Origin of the sequence: Sorangium sp. So ce834 (assembly GCF_051521425.1) — a bacterium.
In the GTDB taxonomy this organism is placed as follows: Bacteria; Myxococcota_A; Polyangia; order Polyangiales; family Polyangiaceae; genus Sorangium; species Sorangium cellulosum_D.
Genome location: NZ_CP150351.1, coordinates 11822572 through 11846804, shown reverse-complemented (window position 1 = coordinate 11846804; position 24233 = coordinate 11822572). Strand labels below are relative to the sequence as shown.

Below are 24233 nucleotides of genomic sequence, written 5' to 3'. Positions count from 1 at the left end.
CCCTGCGCGCCGGCGCTACGCCTTCGGAGCCCCGGCGGTGAACTCCCAGACGAATTTGCCCTTTCCTTGCTTCTCATCCGGCGGGGCGAGGACGAGCCCGTCGATCGCCTTCACGACGCAGCTCGCCACCTCGTCCGACGCGGTGGTGCCAGCGGGGTCGACGGCGACGTTCGTGATGCGGCCGCTGTCTTCGAGCACCGTGAAATCGACGGCGACCTTGCCCTGCGCGCCGGGATTCCGGGCGAGCTCTGCGTCATAGCATGCCCTGATCTCGTCGCGCCTCGTGTCGAGCAGCGCGGCCGTATCGTCGCGGTACATCTCGGCGTTCCGCACGGCGAAGGAGCAGCCTGCGGACGCGCTCGCCAGAACCATCATGGTAAGACCCGGCAACAACTGCTTCATGCTCGCCTCCTCGCGGGGAGCGCCGATCGTGGCTCGGCCTCGGATCATCGTTCACTGCCCGGCGTTCGCGGTCTTCGCCGCGGTGTCCTGCTCTACGATGTTGAACTCGACTCGGCGGTTCTTCTCGCGGCCCTCCGCCGTGTCGTTGTCCGCGATGGGCCTCGACGTGCCGAGGCCCCGGGCGGTGAGCATGCCCGCAGGGATCCCGTGGTCGACGAGGTACTTCATCACGGCCTTCGCGCGGCGATCCGAGAGCTTCAAGTTGTGGTCGTCCGAGCCCTCGGCGCTCGCGTGACCCTCGATGGCGATCTTCTTGATGTGCTTGTGCGCCTTGATCGTGTCGACGACCTCGTTCAGCAAGCTGTGGGACTCCGTCCGGATCGTCGCCTTGTCGTACTCGAACTGGATCTTCTCGTTGATGACGATCTTGTCGTCGGTCACGACGACGCGCTCCGCCGGGGGCGGCGGGGGCGGCGCGGGCGGGCGGCCCACGACGCTGAACGCCCTATCCCCTTCGAACGCGGTGACGCCGCCGCAGGCGCTCGAGCCCAGGCCCATGCCCGTCAGCAAGGCACCGACGACCCAGGGCCGGAGGCCCATGGCGCGCCGCGGGCCGCGCCGTGCGACGAGCCAACGGCGAGGGCTCGGGCAGATCATCACATCTTGTTTGTCATGGATACTCTTCATGATCGCGTCTCCATCGCCCGCCGTCACGGGCCCAGGCCATCGGGTCGCTCTGCGTCTCTCCTCGACGAAACCACGGGAGCGTGAGGGCCGGAGCGTGTCGCGCGCAGGAACTCCGCGAGCGCCGTGAGCGTATGGAGATCGCCGGGCGCGAGGTCGCTCGCCATCGCGTGGAGCTGCCGGCGAGCCGAGTCGACGGCGCGAGATCGCATCGACTCAGCGCCGGCGCCGGGCAAGGCGCGCTCGAAAGAAGCGGGTATGAGGCCGCGGGCGTCGAACCAGTCGAGGATGGCAGCACGGATCCGCTCCGTCCGGAAGACGCGCCAGCGGCGGAGCTGGTCCGGCCTGCCAGAGAGCACGGCCTTGAACCGCCGAAATGACCCCGGCCCCTGGAGGCACTGCAGGAGCAGCACCTGGAGCTCGATGTCGTCGACCGTCGGGATGAACGCCTGCAGCCATCGATACTGATCGCGCGCAGCGATGGCCTCGACGCGCACGCAGGCCGGATCCGCCTCGACGCGCACGCGCGTGTCCGGATCGGCGAGCCCGTCGACCAGCCGGATCAGGGCGCCTGTCTCGAGGTGGAGAAAATAGCGGATGTGCTGAGCGGTGTTATCGAAGGCGCTCGCGAGCGCGCTCCAGTCGACAGGGACTCTCCGACCCGCAGCAGCGGACTCTGTCGTGGTCGTGCTCATGTTCGCGCCCGGTCCGCAGGCAGCTCTCATGCCACCCACGCAAGAGGCGCGCGCCCACGCTGCGCAGCGCGCCCGAGGGTCATCCGTCCTGCGCTGGCCGCCGTGGGTGTTGCGTTGTGCAACACGTCGACGAGGGGCGGAGTCGCGCGCCTCGCGGCGCCTTCAGCGACCGCCGCTCACGTCGGGCACGGCGCGGCGCGGGCGCGCTCGGCGGCAGGGCGGCCGGACGGTCACGGCTTCGGATCGCTCGAGCGTCCGCCGCGCATGCCGTACCGCTCGAGCTTTCGATACAAGGTCGCCCGGTCGAAGCCCAGGATCTGCGCTGCCTGGCTCTTGTTCCCGCCGACCACCTCCAGGACGCGCAAGATGTAGCGTCGCTCGACCTCCTCCATCGGGACGAGCTCGGTCGGATCGTCGCTCGAGACGAGGACATGGGAGCGCGCGTAGGTCCGGATCTTCTCGGGCAGATCGTCGACGGTGATGTGATCGTACCGTGCGAGCGCGACCGCCCTCTCGATGCAGTTCTGGAGCTCGCGCACGTTGCCGGGCCACGCGTAGGCCATGAGCTTCTCCGCCGCGGGCGCCGAGAGCCCCTTGATCGGCCTCGCCTTCACGGCCGCGAAGTGCTCGAGAAAGTGCTGCGCGAGCAGCAGCACGTCGCCGCCGCGGGAGCGGAGCGGCGGCAGGTCGACGTGGACCACGTTGATCCGGTAATAGAGATCCTCGCGGAAGCGGCGCTCTTCGATCGCCGTCTCGAGGTCGCGGTTCGTCGCCGCGATGAGCCGTACGTCCACCGGGATCTCCTCGTCGGCGCCGACGGGCCGGACGACGCGCTCCTGGACGGCGCGCAGCAGCTTCGGCTGGAGCCCGATCGGCAGCTCGCCGATCTCGTCGAGGAACAAGGTCCCGCCGCGAGCTCGCGCGAACAGGCCGCTCCTCGCGCCCTTGGCGTCGGTGAACGCGCCTCGCGCGTGGCCGAAGAGCTCGCTCTCGAGGAGGGCGTCCGGGACCGCCGCGCAGTTCACCGCCACGAACGCGCCCTCGCTCCGCCGGCTGCGCTGGTGGACGGCGCGGGCGACGAGCTCTTTGCCGGTCCCGCTCTCTCCCGTGATGAGGATCGATGTGTCCGAGTCGGCGACCCGATCGAGCAGATCGAACACGCTCCTCATCACCGGGCTGCTGCTGAGGATCTGCTCGTACCCGCGGGCGTCGGCCACGGCGCGCCGCAGGCGGCGGACCTCCTCGCGGAGGGCGCGGTGGCGCAGGGCGCGCTCGACGGTCAGCCGGAGCGCGTCGAGCTCGAACGGCTTGGTCACGAAATCGTACGCGCCGGCGCGGATCGCCGACGTGGCCGTGTCGAGGCTGCCGAACGCGGTGATGACGATGACCGGCAGATCGGGCCGATTCTGGACGATCCGCTCGCAGAGCTCGAGGCCGTTCATGCCGCGCATGGTCATGTCGGTGACCACGACGTCGAAGTCCTCGACGCCCAGGAGCTCGAACGCGTCGGCGGCCGATGTCCGCCACGCCGTCCGGAATCCACGCTTCTTGAGCCCGGCGTCGAGGAGCTCGCAGACGCCGCGCTCGTCGTCGACGATCAGGACGCGCCCCGTCATGGCTTCCACTGTGGCAGGAACATCGTGAAGCAGCTCCCCGAGCCCACTCGGCTGTCGACATGGATCCAGCCGCCGTGCTCCTTGACGATCCCGTAGGTGACCGACAGGCCGAGCCCCGTCCCCTCGCCGACGGGTTTCGTCGTGAAGAACGGCTCGAAGATGTGCTCGAGGATGTCGGCCGGCATGCCTTCTCCCTCGTCACGAACGGACAGCGCGACGTAATCCCCCGCTGCCCCACCTCCCTGGTCGGCGGGGGGACTGGCGCGTTCTGCCCGGACTCCGACCATCAGCGTGCCGCCGGCCGGCATGGCCTGGATGGCGTTGACCACCACGTTCGTGAGCGCCTGCTGGAGCTGGTCGGCATCCGCGTGGACGAACAGCTCCGACGTGTCTCCTTCCCGAACGATCGTGACGCCCTGCTTCTCCGCCAGTGGCCTCAGCATCGTGAAGGTGCTGCGGAGCACGCTCCCCAGCGAGGTCTCCTGCTTCTCCGCGCTGCGGCGCCGGGCGAAATCGAGCAGCTGGCGGATGATCTGGGTCATCCGCTGCGCCTGCTCGAGGATGACCTGTCCGTTGGTCGGCACCTCGTCTCCCGTGACGTCACCGTCCACCAGCATGCGTGCGCGCCCCGCGACGACCTGGAGAGGCGCGCCGAGCTCGTGTGCGATCCCGGAGGCGAGCTTGCCGACCGTGGCGAGCCGCTCGGCGTGGCGGAGCTGCTGGAGCGCGGCGAGCCGCGCGACCGCCTCGGACTCGAGCTTCTGGTTCGCCGCAGCGAGGCGATCGCACATCGCGTTCATCTCCCGCCCGAGCTCGCCGATCTCATCCTTCTGGTGCAGCGACAGACGCCGGGAGAGGTCACCCGCGCCGATCCGCCGCGCCTGATCGATCAGCGTTCGCATGGGACGTCCCACCAGCCCGACTCCGAGGGACGTGGTTAGCAACCCGCATACCAGCGTCAGCGCGGCTGTGGTGAGGGTCGTGCTCAGGATCATGCTCCGGATGGTCCGGCGCGCGCCCGCCAGCGATTCGGAGAGCTGCAGCGCGCCGACGCGGCCGCCGGGCACCGGCACGGGCATGCAGGTGACGAGCACGTCCGCGTCCTCGCGGGGGATCCTGTGCACGACCGTTTGCCCCATCGAGACGGGGACGAGCAGCGCCGGCGCCAGTCCTGACTGATGCGCCTCGCTCGCCTGCTCGTCGAGCCAGACCCACCGGATGTCCACCTGTCGCTCGCGTTCGTTGGCGTCGTCGACCAGGCGCAGCGCGCGAGCCTGCCCTTCGGAGCGCCACACCTCCGTCACGGCGGTGGCCAGCACGCGGCCCATCGCGTGGTGGTCCCGCTGCACGTCGTTCTCGAAGATCCTGGCCTCTCTGCGGATCTGGACGTAGGCGCTCAGCGCGAGCACGAGGAAGACCCCGAACACGAGGGCGAGCGTCAGCTTGCGCGCGAGCTTCATGCCGACGGCGTAGCGCAGGTGGTGCGCGGCGGGCTACCCGCACGAGGCCGCCGCAAAGTACGACATGCCGCATTTTGCAACACCAGGGAGCCGCGGTGGACGGCTCTGGTGTGTGACCTCACCTCGGCTTCTCAGGTACCTTTTCCGGGCAGCAGAACAGGTGATCGGGCACCAGCATGGCGCAGCCGTCTTTCCAGGGGTCGTCGGGCGCGTAGTCCGTCCGGTTCTCCGCGGGATAGAAGTACGCCCTGGGCTTCTCCGGATCCGTGCAGGCGCTGTCGCGCTCCGGCGCTGCCTCGCGGCGCTTCGGCGCGCCGGCGCCCCTGGAGCAGGCCGCGAGCGCGACGGCGGCCACGAGGAGCGCGAGGAGCGCCGCGCCGGGGCCGCGGGCCCAGGGCGACGCGCGCCTGGGCTGTCGTCGCGGGGATGGTTGTCGGTGAGGGCTGAGTGCGTTCGGGGTTTCCGGGGGCGTGGAGATCATCGTTCATGTCCTTCCCGCGTCCGGCGTGCCGGCCAGGCGTCGCTCTCGCTTGGTGAACCTGGACAGACGTACCGCTTCCCTCTCAGCGCAGCCTTGCATGTCGCCTCTGCTCGCGCGCTCTCCGGCGCCGCCGTGCGGCAATTCTCCCTTCAAGGATTGCATCGGGCCTGCAGCGGGATGGACTTCAAGCGCATGCAGGTCCGCGAAGAGCAGCCGAGACCCGCGCAGGCCGCTTCGAAGCTCGGATAACAGCAGCCGTCGGCGAAGACCTCGTTGGCGCCGCAGTCGTCGAAGATCTGAGCGGGATGGGCCGGAGCGGCGCATCGCGCGGGCTTGCTGGGCGGTTTGGGATGCGCGCTGGGCGCATGACCGGAAGCAGGGCTCCGGTCGGGCTCGGATGCCGGCGCGCTGCTGGCCGCGGACTCGGTGCCGGGCGCCGGCCCGTGGTCGGACGTGGGTGCCGGTGTTGGCTCGGGGCCGTCCGCCGGCACGGGCCCGTCCGCCGGCACGGGCCCGTGCGTCGGCTCATGGCCGGGCTCTCGCTCGGCATTCGAAGCATGCTCTCGACCGGTCGGCGCGGCGCTGGGCTCTCGCCCGGCGTTCGAATCAGGCGCTCGACCGGTCGGAGCGCCCGGGGCTGCGGCCGAGGGGGTCGGGCTCGGCGTGCTCGTGCAGTGGACGAGGAGCAGGAGCAGCGAGAGGGAGCGTCCGAGATCGAGCGTCCGGATCGATGCGATTTTCCGCGTCACCCTGGGAGCATCGCACGATGGCCCGCGCGAAGCCAGGAGGGCTCCCATCGCACGCGCGTTCGATCAGCCGCTGGCGCCGCCCCCCGCGCCCGCGATGTCGGTCGAGGCGTAGTGTCTCATCTCCTGGATGCGCTCATAGAACGGTTTCACCTTGGCGAAGAAGGACGGGAACGACGCCGCCTTGCGAAACCCCTGGAGGTGGCCCTCCAGCGAGTCCCAGCGGATGCGGACGACGAAGCTCGCCGGATCCTCGATGCACCGGGAGATCTCGTAGTCGAGGCAATGCTCGGAGCCGCGCAGCTCCGCGGCTGCGTCGCGATAAGCGGACAGGAACGCCTGCTCTTGGTCCGCGGGGATGGCGTAGCGAATGTACTCGATGATCATGGCAGCTCTCTGGGTCGGGTGGCCGGGGGCGCCCCGTGCGGCGGCGCGCGCCGTCCGGAGAGCAGGGATACGCGACCGCGGCCCTGCCGTCGAATCGACAGTCGGAGCGGCCAGCCATCGATGGTGTCTATGGACCGGCGTGCTATCCATCGAGCATGCGCCTGCAGTCGGTGGACACCCACCTCGTCGTCGCCTTGCATGCTCTGCTCCAGGAGAAGAGCGTCACGCGCGCCGCGCGCCGCGTCGGCGTGACGCAGCCCTCGATGAGCCACGCGCTCTCACGGCTTCGCGCCCATTTCGGGGACCCGTTGCTCGTCCAGGTCGGCAGGCGGATGACGTTGAGCGAGCGAGCGCGGGACCTCTTGCCGAGAGCGGCGGAGGCCGTCGAGCGTCTCGAGCAGGTCTTCAGCCCGGCCGAGCGGTTCGATCCGCGGCGCTCCAGGCGCACGTTCCGGCTCGTCGCGACCGACAACCTCGAGCTGCTCGTGCTGCCGGCCTTGGCCCGGCTCCTCGCCGCCGAGGCGCCGCAGGTCGACGTGCGGTGCCGCAACATCCCGGCGGATTTCGCCGAGCTCCTGCGCGCCGGTGAGCTCGACGGCAAGCTGGGGCGGGGCGGGCCGGTGCCCGACGGGTGTCGGTCCACGATGCTCGCGGCCGAGCGGCTCGTCTGCGTGATGCGGCGAGGCCACCCGGCGTCCCGGAAGCCGCTCACGGCGGCGCGCTACGCTGCCTGTGAGCACCTGATGGTCTCGCCGCATGGGGAGGATCACGGGGTCATCGATGGTGAGCTGGCAGCGCGGGGGCTGCGCCGGCGGGTGACCCTGACGGTGTCTCATTTCCTCGTCGCTCCGTTCATCATCTCCGGCTCCGACCTGCTGCTCACCGTGTCCGCGCGGGTCGCCGAAGCCGTGGCCTCGAAGCTCGACCTGGTGGTGCGGCCGTGTCCGGTCGAGACTGCGGGCTACGCGCTGACGCTCGTCTGGGCGGAGCGCTCCGAGCGCGATGAAGGGCACCGCTGGCTTCGCGCCGCCATTGCGAGGGCAGTCGCCTGCGAGCCGGTCGCGGGCCCGGGCGCGTCCGGCTGAGGATCGGCGCGAGCTGCGCCGGGCGCTGGTCCAGGTCGGGGCGTGATGGGGCCGGCCTGCCACGCGGCGTGGGCCTGTGATGACACGTGCCTCGGGCGCGGCGCGGGGTTTTCGGGTCGTGCTCTGCGGCACGCGCCGTGCTCCTCCGGGCCGGCATGCCGTGCACGCGAGCCGCTGCGCTGATCGCCCTGGTGACGCTGACTTCCGGCTGTGCCGCCCGGTCGCGGCCCGGTTCTCCCGTTCCGATCGAGATCCCGGTCGCGCCTGCCCAGCGCACGGCCGAAGCCCAGGCGGCCGGGAACGCGGCGCCCGGCGGGGTGGTCCTGGTCTGGGGCAGCGCGGGCGACGGAGCGCCGCGGACGTGGCATATCGCCGAGGGCGGCGCGGTGATCCGCGAGGAGCCTGGGATCGTCGTGGCGACCCGGCGAGGGGAGTGGCGCTGGGAAACGCGCGAGGAGCAGGTGGCGACGTCGGCCTGCGAGATGGGGCTCGGGGAGATGCGCGAGCCGGGCGAGGGCACGGCGATCCGCGCGGCGCTCGTGCTCCGCGGGAAGGGCGAGCGCCAGGAGGTGATCTCGCCGCCCGATGGGGACGAGAGCAACGAGATCCACCACACGGCCGCGCTGATCGGGAGCGTGGGGCCGTATCTGTTCATCGAGGAGCGGACGTACACCGACCTCTGCGGGGCGCACGGCTTCGAGGGCGCGGCGTTCGTGGCGTGGGACGCGGAGCGGCGCGCGGCCGTCGATCTGCTCGCCGAGGTGCGCGGCGTGTCCGCGCTGCAGAGCGCGGCCGAGGCGCTGCTCGACGAGGGCGAGGACGGCGCAGGGGCCGCAGGGCAGGAGCGGGATGCACCGGAGCTCGTGCAGATCGCGCCAGCCTACGACGAGCGGGGGGCGCTCGGGCTGACGGCGCAGCTCGCGCGATCCGCCTGCTACGCGTGCAGCGATGGGGCGTGGAGCTCGTACTCGCGCTCGGCGGTGGTGCCGGTCGAGAGGACGCCGGCGCGCCTCGCGGCGTGGGCGTCGCCGCCGCCCGACGTGCGGGCGTTTCTGGAGCAGACGCCGGGGGTCAGGCTCGGTGGATGGTCGCGGGCCGGCCGAGAGGAGTGAGCTGGGACTACCCGACCGGACTGACTACCCACCCCTGACTACCCACCCAGGTTGGACTACGACGAACCACCCGACCCAGGTTGAGGACTACCCACCCTGGAGGACTACCCACCCAGGTTGGCGCTGGCGAACCACCCGACCCAGGTTGAGGACTACCCACCCAGGTTGGCGCTGGCGAACCACCCGACCCAGGTTGGCGCAGCCCCCACAGGTTGGCGCAGCCCCCATGGGTTGGGCTATGTCGCGCGCCGACTCAGAGTGGCGGAAACTGGCGGAAAACCGCTGCCGCCACCCATGCAGCGGTGCAAGTCCTCGAAATGATTCATGCCCACTCATGGCGCGGCGTTTGTATCTGCGCTCGGCCATGAGCCAGCCTCGCCAAATCGCTCCAGGGGCGACCTACCTACTCACCCGCCGGGTCATGCGTCGGCACTTCCTGTTGCGCCCCGATGCGGCCATCAACCAGCTGTTAGTCTACGCCCTCGCGGTATCGGCTCGCCGCTACGGCATCGAGGTTCATGCCCTTTGCGCGATGTCAACACATCTGCACTTGGTCGTGACCGATGTGCAGGGCGTGCTGCCGCGCTTCTTGCAATTTTACCATCGGCTGGTCGCACTGGGCACCAAGGTGCTGCGGCAATGGGAAGGGCCGGTATGGGACCATGAGGCCACGAGCGTAGTACAGCTCGTGACGCAGGCCGCCGTGGTAGAGAAGATCGCCTACGTGCTCGCGAACCCTGTGGCTGCTGGCCTGGTTCGGCACGCGAGCGAATGGCCGGGCGTCAAGGTGGATGTGGGTGACCTCGGTCGTGGTGTGCTGCACGCGCTGCGCCCGTCCGCATATCTCGATCCAAAGAATCCGCAGTGGGTCGAGCAAGCGACACTCCCGCTCGCGCTGCCGCCTACCATCGAGCAGGAGAACGCGGAGGCCTTTCGCCAGCAGGTCGCGGCCGAGCTTGAGCGCCAGGAAGCTCAGGCCCATGCAGAGGCGGAGCAACAAGGCCGCCGTTTTGGAGGCGCCGAGCAAGCCAGCGAGATCTCCCCGTACGAGCGAGCCACGAGCTTCGAGGAGCGCGGTGCACGCAATCCAACGTTCGCCGTGGGCCGCAACCAGGGCGACGCTTGGCGAACCGCTACGGCCGCCATACGTGCGTTCCGCGTATCCTACCGCACGGCGCTTAGACAGTGGTGTGCTGGCGTGCGCAATGTCCTATTCCCGGTGGGGACGTGGTGGATGCGCACGTTCCACGGTGCCCGGGTGAACGACGTGGCGCTTGCGGCGTAGAACGGCGACCGGGAGCAACAGCGAGACGGGCAGGGACGGCGTTGCGTTGACGCGTTGTGGTGCGGCCATGCCCCTGTCGGTGAGGCGGGGGTTGGTCCTCCCCCGGTTCCGCGGACAGTCTCACTATGCCGCGCGCGCGGTCACGTAGGTCTTCAATTCGAACTCGATCGGGCTCATGTAGGCGAGCCGTGAGTGCCGTCGTTTCAGGTTGTAGAAGTTCTCGATGTAGTCTCCGATCGATGCGATGGCGGCCGCTCGCGTCGGGTAGCGCTCGTGCTCGACCAGCTCCGCCTTCAGCGTCGCGAAGAAGCTCTCGGCCACGGCGTTGTCCCAGCAGTCGCCGGCGCGGCTCATGCTCGGGATGAGCCCGTGGGCCCCGAGCACGAGCCGGTAGTCGTCGCTGGCGTAGGGGCTGCCGCGATCCGAGTGGTGCACCAGCCCAGGCGCCGGCCGCCGCGTTCCCAAGGCGAACGCGAGCGCGGTGAGCGCCAGGGCGCGATCGTTGAACGCGCTCGCGGCCCAGCCGACCACGCGGCGCGAGAACAGGTCCAGGATCACGGCCAAGTACAGCCAGCCCTCGCCGGTGGGAATGTACGTCACGTCCGTCACCCAGACTTGGTTGGGCGCTCGAGCATCGAATTGCCGCTCGATCACATTCGGGGCGATCGGGCCGTTGTGCCGCGAGTCGGTGGTGCGGCGGAAGCGCCGCTTCCTCCGAGCCGCGAGCCTCTGAGCGCGCATCAGCCGCTCGACCCGTTTCTTGCCGACACGCATGCCGCGAGCACGCAGCTCCGCGTGGATGCGCGGACTGCCGTAGCGGCCACGGCTCTTGTGGTGCACGGCCCTGATCTGCACGCTCAGTTGAGCGTCGGACTTGGCCCGCGCGGACTCCGAGCGCTTGGCCCACCCGTAGTAGCCGCTGCGCGAGACCAGCAGCACCGCGCACAGCACCAGCACCGGGTAGTGCGCCTTCTCCGCGTCGATGAACTCGAACCTCACTCGTTTTCCTTCGCGAAGAAGGCCGCCGCTTTTTTTAAGATCTCGCGCTCCATCTCCAGCCGCTTCACGTCGCGGCGCAGCCGCTGCAGTTCCTCACGCTCCGGCGTCGTCAGCGCCCCCGGCGGGCCGTGGCCCGCGTCGGTGTCCGCGCGCTTGATCCAGTCGCGCAGCGCCGTCTCGGTCAGGTCGAGGTCCTTCGCCACCTGGCCGATGCTCCGGTCGCTCGCCTTCGCCAGCCGTACCGCCTCCGCCTTGAACTCGGGCGTGAACGCCCTCCTCTTTCTCCGTCCCATCCCTGCCTCCTGGTGCCGTCGGGGGTGTCGACGGAAGCGGGGGAGGACCAGGTGGCCGGCGGATGCTCTGCGCGCATCACGCGCCTGGCGTGCACATGTTATACCGGGCAGCAACCCGCAGCCTGGGTCGGAGGTCGCCGCAGATCGCCGCAACCCGCGCAGATCGCACACACAGCTCGCAACCTGGGTCAGGTTGCCCAATCCGGGTCAGGTTGCTCAACAGGTCGTAACCCGGGTCAGGTTGCCCAATCCGGGTCAGGTTGCTGCCGCGCAACCCGAGTCAGCTTGGCAGTCAGGTTGCCGCGCAACCCGGGTCAGGTTGCCCCGCGCAACCCGGGTCAGGTTGCCCTGCCGCCCTCCGTTAGAGCAGGTCGTCCAGTTCGTCCATCGCCTGGGAGAGGTCCTCGCTCATCTCCTTCAGCCTCTCGCGGTCCTTCTCCAGAAGCACGGCCTGTGCGGCGCGCGCCTTGTCTCCGAGCTTGCGCGCCGCGAGCACGTTTTCGAGCAGATACCGCCGCTCAGTCGCGCCGAGCGTCGCGAACGCGCGCCGCAGGATCGGCAACGTGTCTTTGAAGCGCTCCGGCGCGATCCCCCCGAGGAAGGCGTCGAGCGCCTCAACCACGGTCCGGCTCTTGACGAGCACCAGCGCGTTCACCTCGAGGAAGCCGGCCAGGAACGACGCCGCCGGCTCGGGCGGAGCCGCGCCCCCGAGCCGCAGACCGACCACCCGCGCCACCTCCGTGTCGTCGATCGCCTGCGCCAGGTAGAGCAGCCCGCAGGCGAAGCCGGACGCCGTCGGGTTCACCGCGTCGCTGTCCACGAGCCCCCGCGCCGCGGCGAGCCACGCCGCGCGGTCGACGATCGGCTGCGACAGCGCCACGTCGTGCAGCGTGCGCAGCGCCTCCTTGGCCGTGGCGACCGCCTCGTCGCTGCCCGTGCAACCCCCGTGCACGCGCAGCACCGCGCGCGCGAACGTCTTCTCGAGCATCGGCGCGATCACCCCGTCGCCGAGCGACGACAGCGACCGGGACGACCCGAACGACGCGAGCCCCGCGAAGGCGCGGCACGCCCGGGCGAGCGACGGCAGATCGCTGTCGCCCGCGGCGAACTGGTCGCACGCCCTGAGCGCTGCGGCCACCGCGCGGGCGCTCGACGCCAGCACCCCGTTCAGCAGCACGTCGGCGGCCTCGCCGGTCGTGTGGCACGCCGCGAGGTCCTCCTCGAGCAGCCGCGTCGCCACCTGCTCCAGCGTGTCGCCGAGGACGATCTTCTCGACCAGCGCAACGTCGGTGGCCGGCGTCCACTGCGCCTCCCACGTCTCGCTGAGCTGCCCGAGCAGCTCGTCGGGCGGCGTCTCCTGGGTTGCCTGGCCGCCGCGCCGCCTCGCCCCGCCGCCGGCGCGCCGCGCCCCGGCGTAGGCCGCGTAGGGGATCTTGGCGATGCGGAGCCGGTGCAGGAGCACGCTCGTGCCGACCTCAACCTGGTTGGTGAGCGACAGCCGGAACGACTCGGGCGCGTCCGTGGCGGGGAGCCTGCGCTCGCGCACCTCGCGCCAGAACTCCTCCTGGAGCGAGTTCTTCCCGATGCCGCTGCCGACGCGACCCACGTTGCGCCCGATGACCGCCGGCCAGAGAAATCCGTCCACGTGCGTCGCGTCGCCGCGGCACATCGTCGCGATCGTCGCCTCGCGCACCTCGTCGAGGCCCGGCTCCGGCTTGCCGCGGAGCTCGGCGAGCGTGACCGCGAGGCGGAACGCCTCGATCGTGTCGGCGAGCGAGGCCATGAATCCGCGGAGGCGGAGGTGCTCGGTGAAATCGATCAGCACCTCGAGCGTCGCGCGCCGGAAGTCGCCGCCCGCGTCGTGCGCGCGCTGGTAGTACTGCGGCGCCCTGTTGCCCGCGCCGTAGCCGAGCTGCTCGGAGAGCCGCGGGAAGCTGAAGGGGATGAGCGTCACGGCGCACGGCACAGGCGCCGGCAGCCGCGCCTCCAGCGCGGGATCCACGTCGCGCGCCGCGAACGCCGCCGCGTGCGCCGCGCCGAGCACGGCAGCGACCTCGTGCGGGGCGAGGTCCGGCCCCATGCGCTCGAGCAGGCACCGCGCCATGTACGCGTCGCGCGCCCGGTGGACCAGCCGGTCCCCGTCGCCGCGCGCGAGGTCCGCGTACGCGAGGAGCGCCTCGCGGAACGACCTCGGGTCGTAGCGGGGCGCCTCGAACGAGGCCTCCCAGAACTCCTCGAACGTGCGGAAGCCCCGGGCCCGCGCGCACGCGTCGTAGATGCTCTCCTGCTCCCCTTCCGCGGACGCCGGCGCATCGCCGCCGTCCTCGCCGTCCTCGCCGCCGCCGCCGTCGTCCGCGCGCCCGCCGCCCTCCGCGTCGCTCTCCCGCTCGTGGCCGCCGGGATCCTCGACGTCGTCGTGGCCGACCATGGCGCCCTCGAACGGCGCGAGCGTCATGCCGACGGGGACGTCGATCAGCTCGACGCGCACGCCGTGCTCGAAGGCCCATTTCACCGCGACGTACTCGGGCGAGTAGGCGGCGAACGGCCACAGCGACGACGCGGGCGTCCCGTCGGTGCGGTACCCGAGGATCGCGACGGGCGGGACGGTCTTCGGGTCGACGAGCGCCTCGAGCAGCGGCGTCGCGTCGCTCGGGCCCTCGACGAAGATCGCCTTCGGGCGCACCTCGTCGAGGTAGGCGCGCAGCGTCGCGCTGGAGCGCGGCGAGTGGTGGCGCACCGGGAAGAGGTGGACGGCGGCGAGCCGGGCCAGGTCCATCGGGGCTCCTTCAGGGCGCGAGGCGCTTTTTGGCGGAGGCGTAGAACTCCTTCCAGAGCCCGGTGCGCCCCTTGGCGACGGTCTCGCAGTACTCGCGCACCGCCTTGAGGTCGTCGCCGCCCTCCTTGCTCACGGCGCCGAGCAGCGACCGCGACAGGTCGTCGGCGGTCACCTTCCCGGTGCCGAAGTGCTGCGCGAGGATGCCGCTGTTGAAGAGCACGCTGATGGCCTCGGCGGTCGACAGGACGGACCCTGGCGTCTTCACCTTGGTCTTGCCGTCCTTGGTGACGCCGGCGCGGAGCTCCTGGAACAGCGTCACGAGCAGCTTCGCCAGCTCGGCCGGCGGCTCGACGCCGACCTGGTAATCGCCGCGGAGCTCGGCCTCGCGCTTCTGCACGATGCGGATCTCCTGCTCGAGGTCGTCGACGACCGGGACGGTGATGAAGTTGAAGCGGCGCTTGAGCGCGGCGCTCATCTCGTTGACGCCGCGGTCGCGGGTGTTCGCGGTGGCGATGAGGTTGAAGCCGCGCTGGGCGGGGACCACCTGGTCGAGCTCCGGGACGGCGATCTGCTTCTCGGACAGGATGGAGATCAGCGCGTCCTGGATCTCGGACGAGGTGCGGGTGATCTCCTCGAAGCGCGCGAACCGCCCGTCGCGCATGGCGCGGAGGATGGGCGACGGCACGAGCGCCTTCTGCGACGGCCCTTCGGCGAGGAGCAGCGCGTAGTTCCAGCCGTATTTGACGTGCTCCTCGCTGGTGCCTGCGGTCCCCTGGACGACGAGCGCGCTCGTCCCGCTGATGGCCGCCGAGAGGTGCTCGGAGAGCCAGCTCTTCGCGGTGCCCGGCTCGCCGACCAGCATGAGGGCGCGGTCGGAGGCGAGCGTCGCGAGGGCGACCTGCACGAGGGCGCGATCGCCGATGTACTTGGGGGTGATCGCGACGCCGCCGACGGGCTTGTCGCTCCCGAGGATGTAGGTCTCCACGGCCCTCGGCGAGAGGCGCCACCCGGGCGGCCTCGGCGCCGTGTCCTCGGCGGCGAGGGCGGCGAGCTCGTGGGCGTACTTGGTCTCGGCGGGCTGGCGGAGGTCGCTCATGGGGCGGGGGAGAGGCTACCGCAGAACGGGGCGGAGAGAGAGAACGACACGAGCGGGTTCGCTCTCCTGGCGGGCCGGCGGGGCCCGGCGGGCTTCCAGGGCGGGCGGTGCTCTCGATGACTCCGGTTCAGCCGACCGCGCCTCGCTGAGGGCTGCCGTGCGCGCCTCTGGCCAGTCAATGCGACGACACGGAGCCGCGGGACGCACGGAGAAGGTGCTGTGGAGCGGATCGCGAGCTGCACGGCGAGGCGCTCCGCGTCCCGGAGACGATAACGTGCTTGCCATGAGCGCGACTTGACGCCGCGTCTGCTCGTACGGGATCTTGCCTTTACCCGGCGAAGGTTGCACCGACGGTGGCGCAACGATGGGAGGGCCGGCGGGAGGCAGCGGAACATGAGGCGCAAGCGCCGTGGACGAGGCACGTGGGTCGAGGTGAGCGTCGCGGTCGTCCTCGCCGGCGGTTGCGCAGCTGCCTGCGGCGCCGATCCGGGACACGACCCTCCCGGCAAGGGCGGAGGCGGCGCCGGCGGGGCAGATACGGGCGGCGGAGGCGGCGCCGGCGCGGATGCGACGGGAGGCGGTGGGGCCGGCGTGGATGCGACGGGCGGTGGTGGGGCCGGCGTGGACGCCACGGGAGGAGGTGGGGCCGGCACGGGCGGTGCGGGCGTCGGGACGCTGGCTGCACCTCGGAGCTGCGGCTCAGGAGAGCTGGCGATGGAGGCGCTGTGTGGAGACGAGCGCATCAGCTGCTGCGACAGCAGGTTTGTTCCGGGCGGCACGGTCCGGCAGAGAACGGTGAGCAGCTTTCTCCTGGACACGTATGAGGTGACGGTGGGGCGGTTTCGCGCGTTCGTCGAGGCGGGACAGGGGACGCGGGCGAGCGCACCCGAGGTCGACGCGGGGCAGCACCCGAAGATCCCGGGGAGCGGCTGGTCTGCCGACTGGAACGGCTGGTTCAAAGAGGACACCGCGGCGCTCAAGGCCGCGCTCCGCTGCGGTTCGGAGTCTGGCGTGGAGTCTGCGCAGGCGACGTGGACCGATGCGGTCGGGCCCAACGAGGACCTGCCGATGAACTGCATCACGTGGCCAGAGGCATTCGCGTTCTGCGTGTGGGACGGGGGGCGTCTCCCCACGACCGCGGAGCTGATCTATGCGGCCGTCGGCGGCGACGAGGAGCGGGAATACCCGTGGGGCCAGGGGCTGGATCCGAGCTACGCGAGCTACGACTGCCTCGGGGATGGGAGCCCCGCGCGCGAGTGCGCGTTGAGCGACATCCTCCCTGTCGGATCGAAGCCGGCGGGAGCGGGGCGATGGGGACACCAGGATCTCAGCGGAGGCCTGGCGGAATTCACGCGGGACTGGTCGGGCGAGCTCCCGGTTCCGTGCGTCGACTGTGCCATTCTGGAGAGGCCGTCGACGGGCGCTTACCTGATAACCCACGGCGGGAACTATCAGCAGAGCGAGGTATTCCAGCGGGCGGCGTGGACCGGTGTCTACCGAAGCCCGGGTCGCGAATCCGGGTTCGGGGTCCGGTGCGCGAGGACCCCGCCACCTGCGGAGTGAGAGAGCAGATGTGGAGCGCTCAGGCGCGCCGCTCGAAGGCGAGCTTGACCCCCATGCCGACCATCATCGCGCCGCTCGTCCGGTACACGCCGGTGAGCGCCCGCGTGCGCGCGGACACGGCGCCGGCGCAGTAGCCGACCAGACCGCAGCCGATGATGTAGAGCGTCGCGAGCGCAAGGGCGCCGCAGGTCGCGCAAAAGCCACGTCGGTACATGAGTCGAGTCAACACCCGGGCGGCAGACGCTGGCCCCTCTGGCCCGCCTCTCGTGCGCGGTGGTGCGGTGTCGCACCGATGGCCAGCTCTGCGCGTGCTCGACGCCGCCCTCCAGAGCGCCCGCCGCCCCTGCGGCCCCGTGACGACCCACCGTGACATGTCACGGATCGGCGTGCCATGCGACCGTGACAAGTCACGGATCAGCGTGACGACTCCCCTCTCGTAACGGAGGAAGCTCGGCGCCATTAGTGTGCTGTGGCACACAAAGCTCGCCGACACGCTGCTGCGGCGCGCAGCGACGCTGGCGTGTGCGCGCTGCCCACGAATCCGCGCTCAAAGCGCAGTTGCATCGCGGCCCACGGTCCCTCGGGCGGACCATGAACATCTCGCTTGGCGACCGTCGGCGCGAAGCGCCGGATCTCCGCGCACCTCCGACGGAAGCGTTGGCACGGCGTTTGATTGTACGTCCTCGCATCACCCGCGAGACGGTCGACAGGACGCTCACGCGCCTGCTTAGACACCTCGCGCCGTGCATCAAGCGCCCGAGATCACGCGAGCGGCAGGTCGAACCTGCCATTGCCATTTCACTTCATCGAAAAGGACTTATCCATGCTCAAAGCCAATCGCGCGTTCACCGCCTTGCCGCTCATCGTCGCCGCATGCATGGCGCCCGCGTGTGCCGCGGATGTCGCGTACGACGAGAGCGAAGCCGACGAGTCGTCGACCCTCGATCCGATCGGAAGCTCGAGCGAGGCGCTCGTGCGCATCGGTGGCGATCGATTCTGGTATGAAGGCAAGGTCTTCTATCGCTTCGACTCCAGCATGGACAGCCCCGCGAAAACTGCGGTGCTGGCCGCCCTCGACAAGATGAGCAAGCGATTGCCCATCGTCTTCCTTCCGTGGACGGATCCAGGGGGCGTGTACAACTACATCAACTTCCGCCGAGATACCGGCAGCACTGGGGGTAGCTCCGAAGAGGTCGGCATGGATGGCGGCTCGCAGGACGTCACGTTCTTCAGCACGCCGAGCGAGACTACCGTGACCCACGAGGTCCTGCACGCGATCGGCCTGCACCACGAGCAGCAGCGCGTGGATCGCAACACGTACGTCACCGTCCGCGGCGCGTGCATCGACGGAGACCACTGGTACCCAGACTACGCCATCATCGGCAACGACGACTCCATCACGTCGGGCGTCTACGATTTCGAGAGCATCATGCATTACACCACGGGGACGTGGTGCGCCAGCAATGCGCCGAGCTCGTGCACGATACCGAACCCCTCCGGCGGCACCCTTTGCGCCACGGTGACGAGGAAGAACGGTGCTCCGATCTTCGGCGGCGGCATAATGTCTCGCGAGGACGTCAATTCAATTTACTACATGTACTCCAAGCCGTTTGACGCGGCGCTCGTCACGGACACCGTGGGTGCGTCGGTCGCCGTCGGCGATTTCGACGGCGACGGCTACTCCGACGTCGCGGTCGGCGTGCCGAGCAGGACACCGGGAAGCGTCTCATACACGGGCGAAGTCCGTATCTACAAGGGCACGAGCCGGGGACTTTATGCCTGGCAGACCATCACCCAGGCCGACGTCGGCTGGAGCTCCACGTCATTCGATCTCTTCGGGTGGTCGCTGGCTGCGGCGAACATCGACGGTGACAGCATGAACACGGCGGAGCTCGTCATCGGTGCGCCTTACCATGACACCGATGGCGTTGTGGACTCGGGAGCGGTCGCCGTGGTGCGCTCCGATGGGTTCGGCAAGCTGAAAGCCTGGCGCACGTACACCCAGAAGACCCAAGGCGCCGACGTCGTGCGCGCCAACGCCCGGTTCGGCGAGTCCGTCGCTCTGGGCCGCATCGCCAGGCCGCTCGACTCGGCGGGCAACCCCGAGCCGGACTGGGGCCTGACCGTGGCCATCGGCGCGCCGGGCACGGACTCGAACCGCGGGGCCGTGTTCTTGTACGGCCAGCAGGGCGACACGTCTCGGCGCTGGACGCACAAAATCGCAGGATCGGCCGTCGGAGACAAGTTCGGCAGCGCGCTCGCCATGGGAAGCCTCGAGACGAGCGCCAGGGTCGATCTCGTCGTCGGCTCGCCCGCCGCCAACACCGATCGCGGCAAGGTCGATATCTTCTTCGCCAACCCCCCGGGCGTGTTCAGCTCCGCATCGGCGCCGATGGTCAGCCTCTCGCAAAGTCTGGCCGCCCCCACCACCGACACGCGCGCCTTCGGCGCGTCGCTCGCCATCGGCAATCTCCGCGGAGACCCGACCACCGGCGACGATGGCATCAACATCGTCATCGGCGCGCCGAAGACGCGGAGCAGCGCCGGCGAGGTGTACATCTACCAGCAACAGGCGTTCGCGAGCGATCCGCATGCCTTCTACCGCTCGCAGACGATCCAGCAGAACGAGACGCCCGAGGCGGGCGACGAATTCGGCTTCGCGCTGGCGGTGGCCAACGTGGACCCGTCGACGCCGCACGACGAGCTCATGATCGGCGCCCCCGGGGAGAACAGCGATGAGGGGAGCATCTCGGTCTTCCGCCGCTCGGGCGTCAGCCTCCAGCCGTTCCAGTTCTTGCGGCAGAGCAACATCCCGGACGAGACCAACAAAGCCAACAGCAACTTCGGCTACGCGCTCGCCGCAGGCAGCATCAACGGCCTCGGCGACAGCCTCGTGACCAGCGATGATTTCAAGAACAACCCGGCCGGGCACATCCCCGACGTGGTGGTCGGCAGCCCAGGGTCGCAAGGCCGGGGCATCAGCCTCTTCTTCGGCAAGAACACCGTTGGGCTCGAGGGCAAAGACAAGTACTGATGACATGCGCTGGCCGTAAGGTCTGACACACGCGGCCTCGCGACGCGGTTGATGGATCGTCCCCGTCATCCGCGAGCCGCGAGGCCGCTTCTCGCCAGAGGACCGCGACCGAAGCGGAAGGGTGCTCCTCGACCAGGCTGCACCGCGCACGAAGACGAGCGCGACGGCGCCACCGACCTGCACCAACGACATCACGGCGCCACCTCCCGCGGCGACCTGGGACCCTCCGGCGAGCGCGCGCACGAGCCTCGGCGACGGCATCGTCCTGCCCGTCTACGCACGCATCGACTGGGCTTCCCTCCTCCGCCGCGTCTCTTTGGACGATGTGCTCGCGTGGCCGTGCGGTAGGCGCCGGCGGGTCGCCGCCGACATCTCCGAGCGCGAAGCCATCGTGTCGATCGTGATCCGGCCGGCTCGTCTTGGCCTCTCTGCCGCTCTCACCTCGCCATCCGCCATCGCGATCACGAGCGCGAGCTGCACCAGCCGCTTGCGCCGGTGCGGTCACTTCCGCGCGCCGGTGACCTGGATCTCGCGGAGGCGCGCCCGCGCCGCCGCGTAGTGCGGCTCGATCTCCTTCGCCGCCGGCGTCCCCCAGAGGTTCTTCCGCTCCTCCGGGTCGTCCGCCAGGTCGTACAGCTCGAACCGGGCGCCGCCCGAGATCGTCAGCTTCAGGTCGCCGCGGATGAACGACCGCCGCGCGTCGTTGTAAGGCCCGGCCGGCATGTCGATCAGCACGTCGCGCGCCGCGGCCTGACCGCCGGGCGCGAGGAACACGTCGGGCAGGAGCGACACGCCCGACAGGAAGTCGGTCGTGGGCGCGCCCTCGCCCGGCCCGGGGACCCGCATCAGGTCGAGCAGCGTCGGCGCGAGGTCGACCAGGCTCCGCCGCGCCGAGACGCGCGACGGCGCCGCGCCCGGCACATGGACGAGCAGCGGCACGCGCACGAGCTCCTCCCAGAGCTCGAAGCCGTGGCGGAACATCTTGTGCTCGCCGAACGCCTCGCCGTGATCGCTCGTCACCACGATCGCCGTGCGCCCGCCGTACGGCGCCGCAGCGATCGCGTCGAGCAGCCGGCCGATGTGCTTGTCCGTGAAGGCCACCTCGCCGTCGTACAGGTCCCGCTGCGACGACGCGCCGAAGCCCGGCACGTCGTCGTGCCGGAGGTAGTCGGCGTGCGGATCGAGGTAGTGGACCCACAGGAAGAAGCGCCCGCCCGTGTTCTCGGGCGACCCGAGCAGCCGCAGCGCGGCGTCGGTCAGCGCGGGGCTCGTCGCCTTGTTGTCGACGTCCCACGGCGCGCCCTCGGGCGGCGCCGCGGACATGTCCACCACGTCGAACCCGCGGTCGAGCCCGCCGAAGCTGCCGAAATAGCGGTGCCCGTGCGCGCTCATCGTGCGCACCCCCGCCGCCTTCAGGCGCTCCGCGACGAACGTGTCCTCCTCGCCGAACTTGTTGAAATGACCCCAGTTTCTGTGGGTCTCGCTCCCGTACTTGCCGATGAGCATCGGGCCGATGCTCTTGCCCGTGTAGGACGCGAGCGCGTACGCGCGCTCGAACACCGTGGAGCGGGCCGCGAGCGCGTCGAGGTTCGGCGACACGGGCCGCGCGTTGCCCGCGTAGCCGAGGTCCCAGCGGAGCGTGTCGATCGTGATGAGGACGACGTTCAGGTCCGGAGGCAGGCGCGCCGCGGGCGCTTCGGCGGGCGCGGCCGCCGTCGGGGCCGGGGCGAGCGCGGCCAGCGCCGCGGCGGTCAGGTCGCCGCCGGAGCAGTCGTCGTCGACGCCGTTGTCGAGGATCTCCTCGGCCAGCGGGTGGACGCGCGGGTCGCGATCGTCGCAGTCGCCGCCGCCGAACAGCCCGGACGCGCGGTCGCCGTCGCGGTCGGTGAGGCGGCGCAGGACCGCGAGGCTCTTGCCGCCCACGGGCGCGCCGCGCTCGAGCGCCTGGCCCACCGCCGGCGCCGCGTTGAGCGCCGTGGCCGCGCGCGCGGTGAGCGCGAGCGGCAGGAGAGCGACGAGGAGCGCGACCGGGGAGCGCACCGTCCGGACGGCGGCCGGCGCGAGGAAGGCGGCGAGCGCGACCACGAGCAGGAGCGCCGGCGCGCGCAGGTCGAGCTCGGGGCGCTTGAAGATGCCGTAGATGCCGAGGAAGCCGCCCTCGCCGGAGACGCCGCCCGTGGCGACGCCGATCGCGAACAGGGCCGCGGCGATCCCGAGCGCGACGCCGCCCGTGACCGCCGGGTCGACGCAGGCCGGGCGCCCGTCGCTCGCGGTGGCGAGCGCGCGCCGGAGCGGCGGCGTCAGGGCGAGGACGGCGAGCCCCGCGATGAGGCCGAGGCCGAGCGAGCCCGCGGCGACGGCGGTGCCGACGAGCAGGGGCGCGGCCTCGAGCCCGAGCAGCGCGCGGGCGAGGTGCGCGCACAGGGTCATCCAGAGGAAGGCCGCGAGCACCGCGAGCGGCACGAACGCCGCGATGTCGGCGGGCCGGCCGATCGCCCGCACGCGGAGCGAGGCGACGAGCGTGGCCGGCGACGGCGGGCGCGACGGGTCGACCACGATCGCGCCGAGGCCGGCGAGCAGGCCGACGGCGAGCGCGACCGGCGCGAACACGCCGATGTCGGCGAGGTAGGTCGCGAGCTGGAAGGCGGGGTCGTCGCCGGCGAAGGCCGCGGCCCAGCCGGCGTCGAGCGACGCGGCCACGACGCCGAGGACGCTGGCGCCGAGGGCGCTCCTGGCGAGCCGCCCTGCCCACGCGCGGGCCAGCGTCGGGACCGCGGGCCCCGGTGAGCTGGGGGTGCGCTTCACGCCGGGCTCCGCTTCCGCGCCATGGGGTGGGCGCTCCGCGCCATGGGGTGGGCGGCGTCGTAGACCTTGAGCAGGTGGTCGATCGACACGTGCGTGTACCGCTGCGTGGTGGCGAGCGACGCGTGCCCGAGCAGCTTCTGGATGGCGCGGAGGTCGGCGCCGCCGTCGAGCAGGTGGGTCGCGCACGTGTGCCGGAGCGCGTGCGGGTGCAGGTCGGACCGGCCGGCGCCGAGCGCGCCGTAGCGCTGGACGAGGGCCTGGACGCGGCGCACGCCGATGCGCGCGCCGCGGCGGGACAGGAAGAGCGCGCGCGGGTCGCGGGCGCCGGTGGTCGGGTCGGCGAGCTCGTCGCGCCGCTCGAGGTAGCGCTCGATGGCGGCGACGGCGTGGGAGCCCAGCGGGACGATCCGCTCCTTGTCGCCCTTGCCGATGACGCGCACCGAGGCCCTGTCGGCGGGCCGCCGGTCGACGTGGGCGAGGTCGAGCCCGCAGAGCTCGGAGACGCGCAGGCCGGCGCCGTAGAGGGTCTCCAGGATGGCGCGGTCGCGGAGCCCCTCGGCCGTGTCGGCGCCGGGGATCTCCATGACCTCGGCGGCGGCGTCGACGTCGAGGAAGGTCGGCAGGGGGCGCCGGACCTTGGGCAGGGCGAGCTGGGCGGCCGCGTTCTTGTCGACCTCGCCGCGCCGCTCGAGGTAGCGGAGCAGGGCGCGGGCGGCGCCCACCTTGCGCGCGATCGAGGCGGGGGCGTGGGTGCGCGCGAGCGAGCCCAGCCAGCTGCGCAGGAGGAGCACGTCGAGGCCGGTCACGGCCGTGTCCTCCACCGCGCCCGTGTCCTCGCCCGCGGCCGGGGCCTTGCCGGCGGCCGGGACCTTGCCGGCGGCCGGGACCTTGGCGCGGGTCGCCTTGGCGCGCGTCGCCGTGGAACGGTGGTCGGCGTTCGCGGCCGCCTTCTCGCGGGCGAAGCGCGCGAGCTGCTCGAGATCGCGCCGGTACGCGGCCACGGTGTGGCGCGACGCCCGCCGCTCGGCCGTGAGATAGGTGAGGAAGCGCGCGATCGCCTGCTCCAGCGTGGTCTCGCCGGATCGATCGCCGCCTCGCCGCACGTGCATCACCGGTTTGCCCTACCACCAGGACGCGCCGGCAGGCAAAGACTCGCCGGCGGCCCGCTGGGTCGCCGGGCTCCCGCCGCGCGGGCGCGCCGGGAGGCGACCCGCCGGCCGGGTGGAGGCGGCGGCTCCCCGACTCGGGCACCGTGGAGGTCGCGGCGCGCGCTGCGCAGGGCCGGAGCGCCGCTCGCCGCGACCTGCGCGGCGTACGGCCCACGGGGTGCGCGGACGCGTCCGGCGAGCGTCCCTGCTGTTCAGGCTGCCCGGTGATCGTCGCTGTCGATTCGTGGCTTGCGTTACCGAACCGCGCGTCGAACACGGGCTGTTTCGCTGCGGCGCGGTGGACATGGGCCTGTTTCGCTGCGCGAAGATCGACGGCTGCGCGTTTGCGCGCGGGCGCCGCTCAATCGGCGTTGCCCGTGGCGGGCTGCCGGCCGGATTCCGGAGCTGACGGGAAAGATGAAGAGGAAAGGCCGAGGTTCTTCCCGTCTTCCGCCCTCGTGCGCCCCTCTCCTGGGCAGCTCGGCTGCCGCCGGCGACGGATGTCCGCGGATCGCGCTCGTGATCCCGATATGTGCGCTGCTTTCGGTGTGGTACGAGGGCGGGCG

The 24233-nt window shown here is 71.1% G+C and carries 18 protein-coding genes; 5 read left to right on the top strand and 13 right to left on the bottom strand.

Annotated elements, in window-relative coordinates; translation table 11 throughout:
* Positions 1–15: 15 nt before the first annotated feature.
* From WMF20_RS43550 to WMF20_RS43520, 7 genes are all read right to left on the bottom strand, one after another.
* Positions 16–402 (bottom strand): AgmX/PglI C-terminal domain-containing protein, encoded by a 387-nt coding sequence (locus WMF20_RS43550; RefSeq protein WP_437607645.1) that lies wholly within the window; start codon positions 400–402, stop codon positions 16–18.
* A 51-nt stretch (positions 403–453) separates the two neighbouring features.
* Positions 454–1089: an OmpA family protein gene (locus WMF20_RS43545; protein WP_437607643.1), complete on the bottom strand. Its 636-nt coding sequence runs from the start codon at positions 1087–1089 to the stop codon at positions 454–456.
* Positions 1090–1112: 23 nt separating this feature from the next.
* A complete protein-coding gene (locus tag WMF20_RS43540; protein ID WP_437607641.1) occupies positions 1113–1781 on the bottom strand; it encodes a UPF0158 family protein in 669 nt (222 codons plus the stop codon).
* Between the two features lie 230 nt (positions 1782–2011).
* Positions 2012–3397, bottom strand: coding sequence for a sigma-54-dependent transcriptional regulator (locus WMF20_RS43535; protein WP_437607639.1), 1386 nt, complete (start codon positions 3395–3397; stop codon positions 2012–2014).
* Positions 3394–4857 (bottom strand): sensor histidine kinase, encoded by a 1464-nt coding sequence (locus tag WMF20_RS43530; RefSeq protein WP_437607637.1) that lies wholly within the window; start codon positions 4855–4857, stop codon positions 3394–3396. Before WMF20_RS43530 ends, WMF20_RS43535 begins: the two co-directional genes overlap by 4 nt.
* Positions 4858–4975: 118 nt before the next feature.
* Complete coding sequence (locus WMF20_RS43525) at positions 4976–5338, bottom strand: hypothetical protein (RefSeq protein WP_437607635.1); 363 nt, start codon at positions 5336–5338, stop codon at positions 4976–4978.
* 812 nt (positions 5339–6150) lie between these two features.
* The gene (locus WMF20_RS43520; protein ID WP_129579766.1) at positions 6151–6471 is read right to left on the bottom strand and encodes a putative quinol monooxygenase; all 321 of its coding nucleotides are present in this window, start codon (positions 6469–6471) and stop codon (positions 6151–6153) included.
* Between the two features lie 155 nt (positions 6472–6626).
* Here WMF20_RS43520 and WMF20_RS43515 point away from each other — a divergent pair, with 155 nt between their 5' ends.
* The 3 genes from WMF20_RS43515 (at position 6627) to WMF20_RS43505 (ending at position 9953) form a co-directional block, all read left to right on the top strand.
* Entirely contained in the window at positions 6627–7556 is a 930-nt protein-coding gene (locus WMF20_RS43515) for a LysR family transcriptional regulator (protein WP_437607633.1), read from the top strand.
* Positions 7557–7747: 191 nt separating this feature from the next.
* Complete coding sequence (locus WMF20_RS43510) at positions 7748–8668, top strand: hypothetical protein (protein WP_437607632.1); 921 nt, start codon at positions 7748–7750, stop codon at positions 8666–8668.
* Positions 8669–9032: 364 nt separating this feature from the next.
* Positions 9033–9953 (top strand): transposase, encoded by a 921-nt coding sequence (locus WMF20_RS43505; RefSeq protein ID WP_129581964.1) that lies wholly within the window; start codon positions 9033–9035, stop codon positions 9951–9953.
* A 123-nt stretch (positions 9954–10076) separates the two neighbouring features.
* Here WMF20_RS43505 and WMF20_RS43500 read toward each other — a convergent pair.
* The 3 genes from WMF20_RS43500 to WMF20_RS43490 form a co-directional block, all read right to left on the bottom strand.
* A protein-coding gene (locus WMF20_RS43500; protein ID WP_437606080.1) for an IS3 family transposase occupies positions 10077–11245 on the bottom strand; the annotation gives its coding sequence in 2 pieces (ribosomal slippage) (positions 10077–10993 and positions 10993–11245; 1170 coding nt in all).
* 361 nt (positions 11246–11606) lie between these two features.
* Positions 11607–14021: a DUF5682 family protein gene (locus tag WMF20_RS43495; RefSeq protein WP_437607630.1), complete on the bottom strand. Its 2415-nt coding sequence runs from the start codon at positions 14019–14021 to the stop codon at positions 11607–11609.
* A gap of 10 nt (positions 14022–14031) precedes the next feature.
* Entirely contained in the window at positions 14032–15117 is a 1086-nt protein-coding gene (locus WMF20_RS43490) for an ATP-binding protein (protein WP_437607628.1), read from the bottom strand.
* Positions 15118–15510: 393 nt separating this feature from the next.
* Between WMF20_RS43490 and WMF20_RS43485 the strand changes: the two genes are divergently transcribed.
* Positions 15511–16680 carry a formylglycine-generating enzyme family protein gene (locus WMF20_RS43485; RefSeq protein ID WP_437607626.1) on the top strand — a complete coding sequence of 390 codons (1170 nt, stop codon included), beginning with the start codon at positions 15511–15513 and terminating at the stop codon, positions 16678–16680.
* Between the two features lie 19 nt (positions 16681–16699).
* Here WMF20_RS43485 and WMF20_RS43480 read toward each other — a convergent pair whose 3' ends face one another.
* Positions 16700–16894, bottom strand: a complete 195-nt coding sequence (locus WMF20_RS43480) for a hypothetical protein (protein WP_437607624.1) — start codon at positions 16892–16894, stop codon at positions 16700–16702.
* A 576-nt stretch (positions 16895–17470) separates the two neighbouring features.
* On the opposite strand from WMF20_RS43480, the gene WMF20_RS43475 reads away from it, so the two are divergent.
* Complete coding sequence (locus WMF20_RS43475; protein WP_437607622.1) at positions 17471–19714, top strand: M12 family metallopeptidase; 2244 nt, start codon at positions 17471–17473, stop codon at positions 19712–19714.
* Positions 19715–20215: 501 nt separating this feature from the next.
* Here the strand turns inward: WMF20_RS43475 and WMF20_RS43470 are convergent.
* Positions 20216–22519, bottom strand: a complete 2304-nt coding sequence (locus WMF20_RS43470; protein ID WP_437607620.1) for a sulfatase-like hydrolase/transferase — start codon at positions 22517–22519, stop codon at positions 20216–20218.
* Entirely contained in the window at positions 22516–23628 is a 1113-nt protein-coding gene (locus WMF20_RS43465; RefSeq protein WP_437607618.1) for a tyrosine recombinase XerC, read from the bottom strand. The genes WMF20_RS43470 and WMF20_RS43465 overlap by 4 nt, the downstream gene beginning before the upstream one ends.
* Positions 23629–24233 lie beyond the last annotated feature (605 nt).

Bases quoted from the DNA above. Each gene is read 5' to 3' on its own strand.
- WMF20_RS43550 (WP_437607645.1), bottom strand. From the start codon at position 402: ATGAAGCAGTTGTTGCCGGGTCTTACCATGATGGTTCTGGCGAGCGCG.
- WMF20_RS43545 (WP_437607643.1), bottom strand. From the start codon at position 1,089: ATGAAGAGTATCCATGACAAACAAGATGTGATGATCTGCCCGAGCCCT.
- WMF20_RS43540 (WP_437607641.1), bottom strand. From the start codon at position 1,781: ATGAGCACGACCACGACAGAGTCCGCTGCTGCGGGTCGGAGAGTCCCT.
- WMF20_RS43535 (WP_437607639.1), bottom strand. From the start codon at position 3,397: ATGACGGGGCGCGTCCTGATCGTCGACGACGAGCGCGGCGTCTGCGAG.
- WMF20_RS43530 (WP_437607637.1), bottom strand. From the start codon at position 4,857: ATGAAGCTCGCGCGCAAGCTGACGCTCGCCCTCGTGTTCGGGGTCTTC.
- WMF20_RS43525 (WP_437607635.1), bottom strand. From the start codon at position 5,338: ATGATCTCCACGCCCCCGGAAACCCCGAACGCACTCAGCCCTCACCGA.
- WMF20_RS43520 (WP_129579766.1), bottom strand. From the start codon at position 6,471: ATGATCATCGAGTACATTCGCTACGCCATCCCCGCGGACCAAGAGCAG.
- WMF20_RS43515 (WP_437607633.1), top strand. From the start codon at position 6,627: ATGCGCCTGCAGTCGGTGGACACCCACCTCGTCGTCGCCTTGCATGCT.
- WMF20_RS43505 (WP_129581964.1), top strand. From the start codon at position 9,033: ATGAGCCAGCCTCGCCAAATCGCTCCAGGGGCGACCTACCTACTCACC.
- WMF20_RS43495 (WP_437607630.1), bottom strand. From the start codon at position 14,021: ATGGACCTGGCCCGGCTCGCCGCCGTCCACCTCTTCCCGGTGCGCCAC.
- WMF20_RS43490 (WP_437607628.1), bottom strand. From the start codon at position 15,117: ATGAGCGACCTCCGCCAGCCCGCCGAGACCAAGTACGCCCACGAGCTC.
- WMF20_RS43485 (WP_437607626.1), top strand. From the start codon at position 15,511: ATGAGGCGCAAGCGCCGTGGACGAGGCACGTGGGTCGAGGTGAGCGTC.
- WMF20_RS43480 (WP_437607624.1), bottom strand. From the start codon at position 16,894: ATGTACCGACGTGGCTTTTGCGCGACCTGCGGCGCCCTTGCGCTCGCG.
- WMF20_RS43465 (WP_437607618.1), bottom strand. From the start codon at position 23,628: ATGCACGTGCGGCGAGGCGGCGATCGATCCGGCGAGACCACGCTGGAG.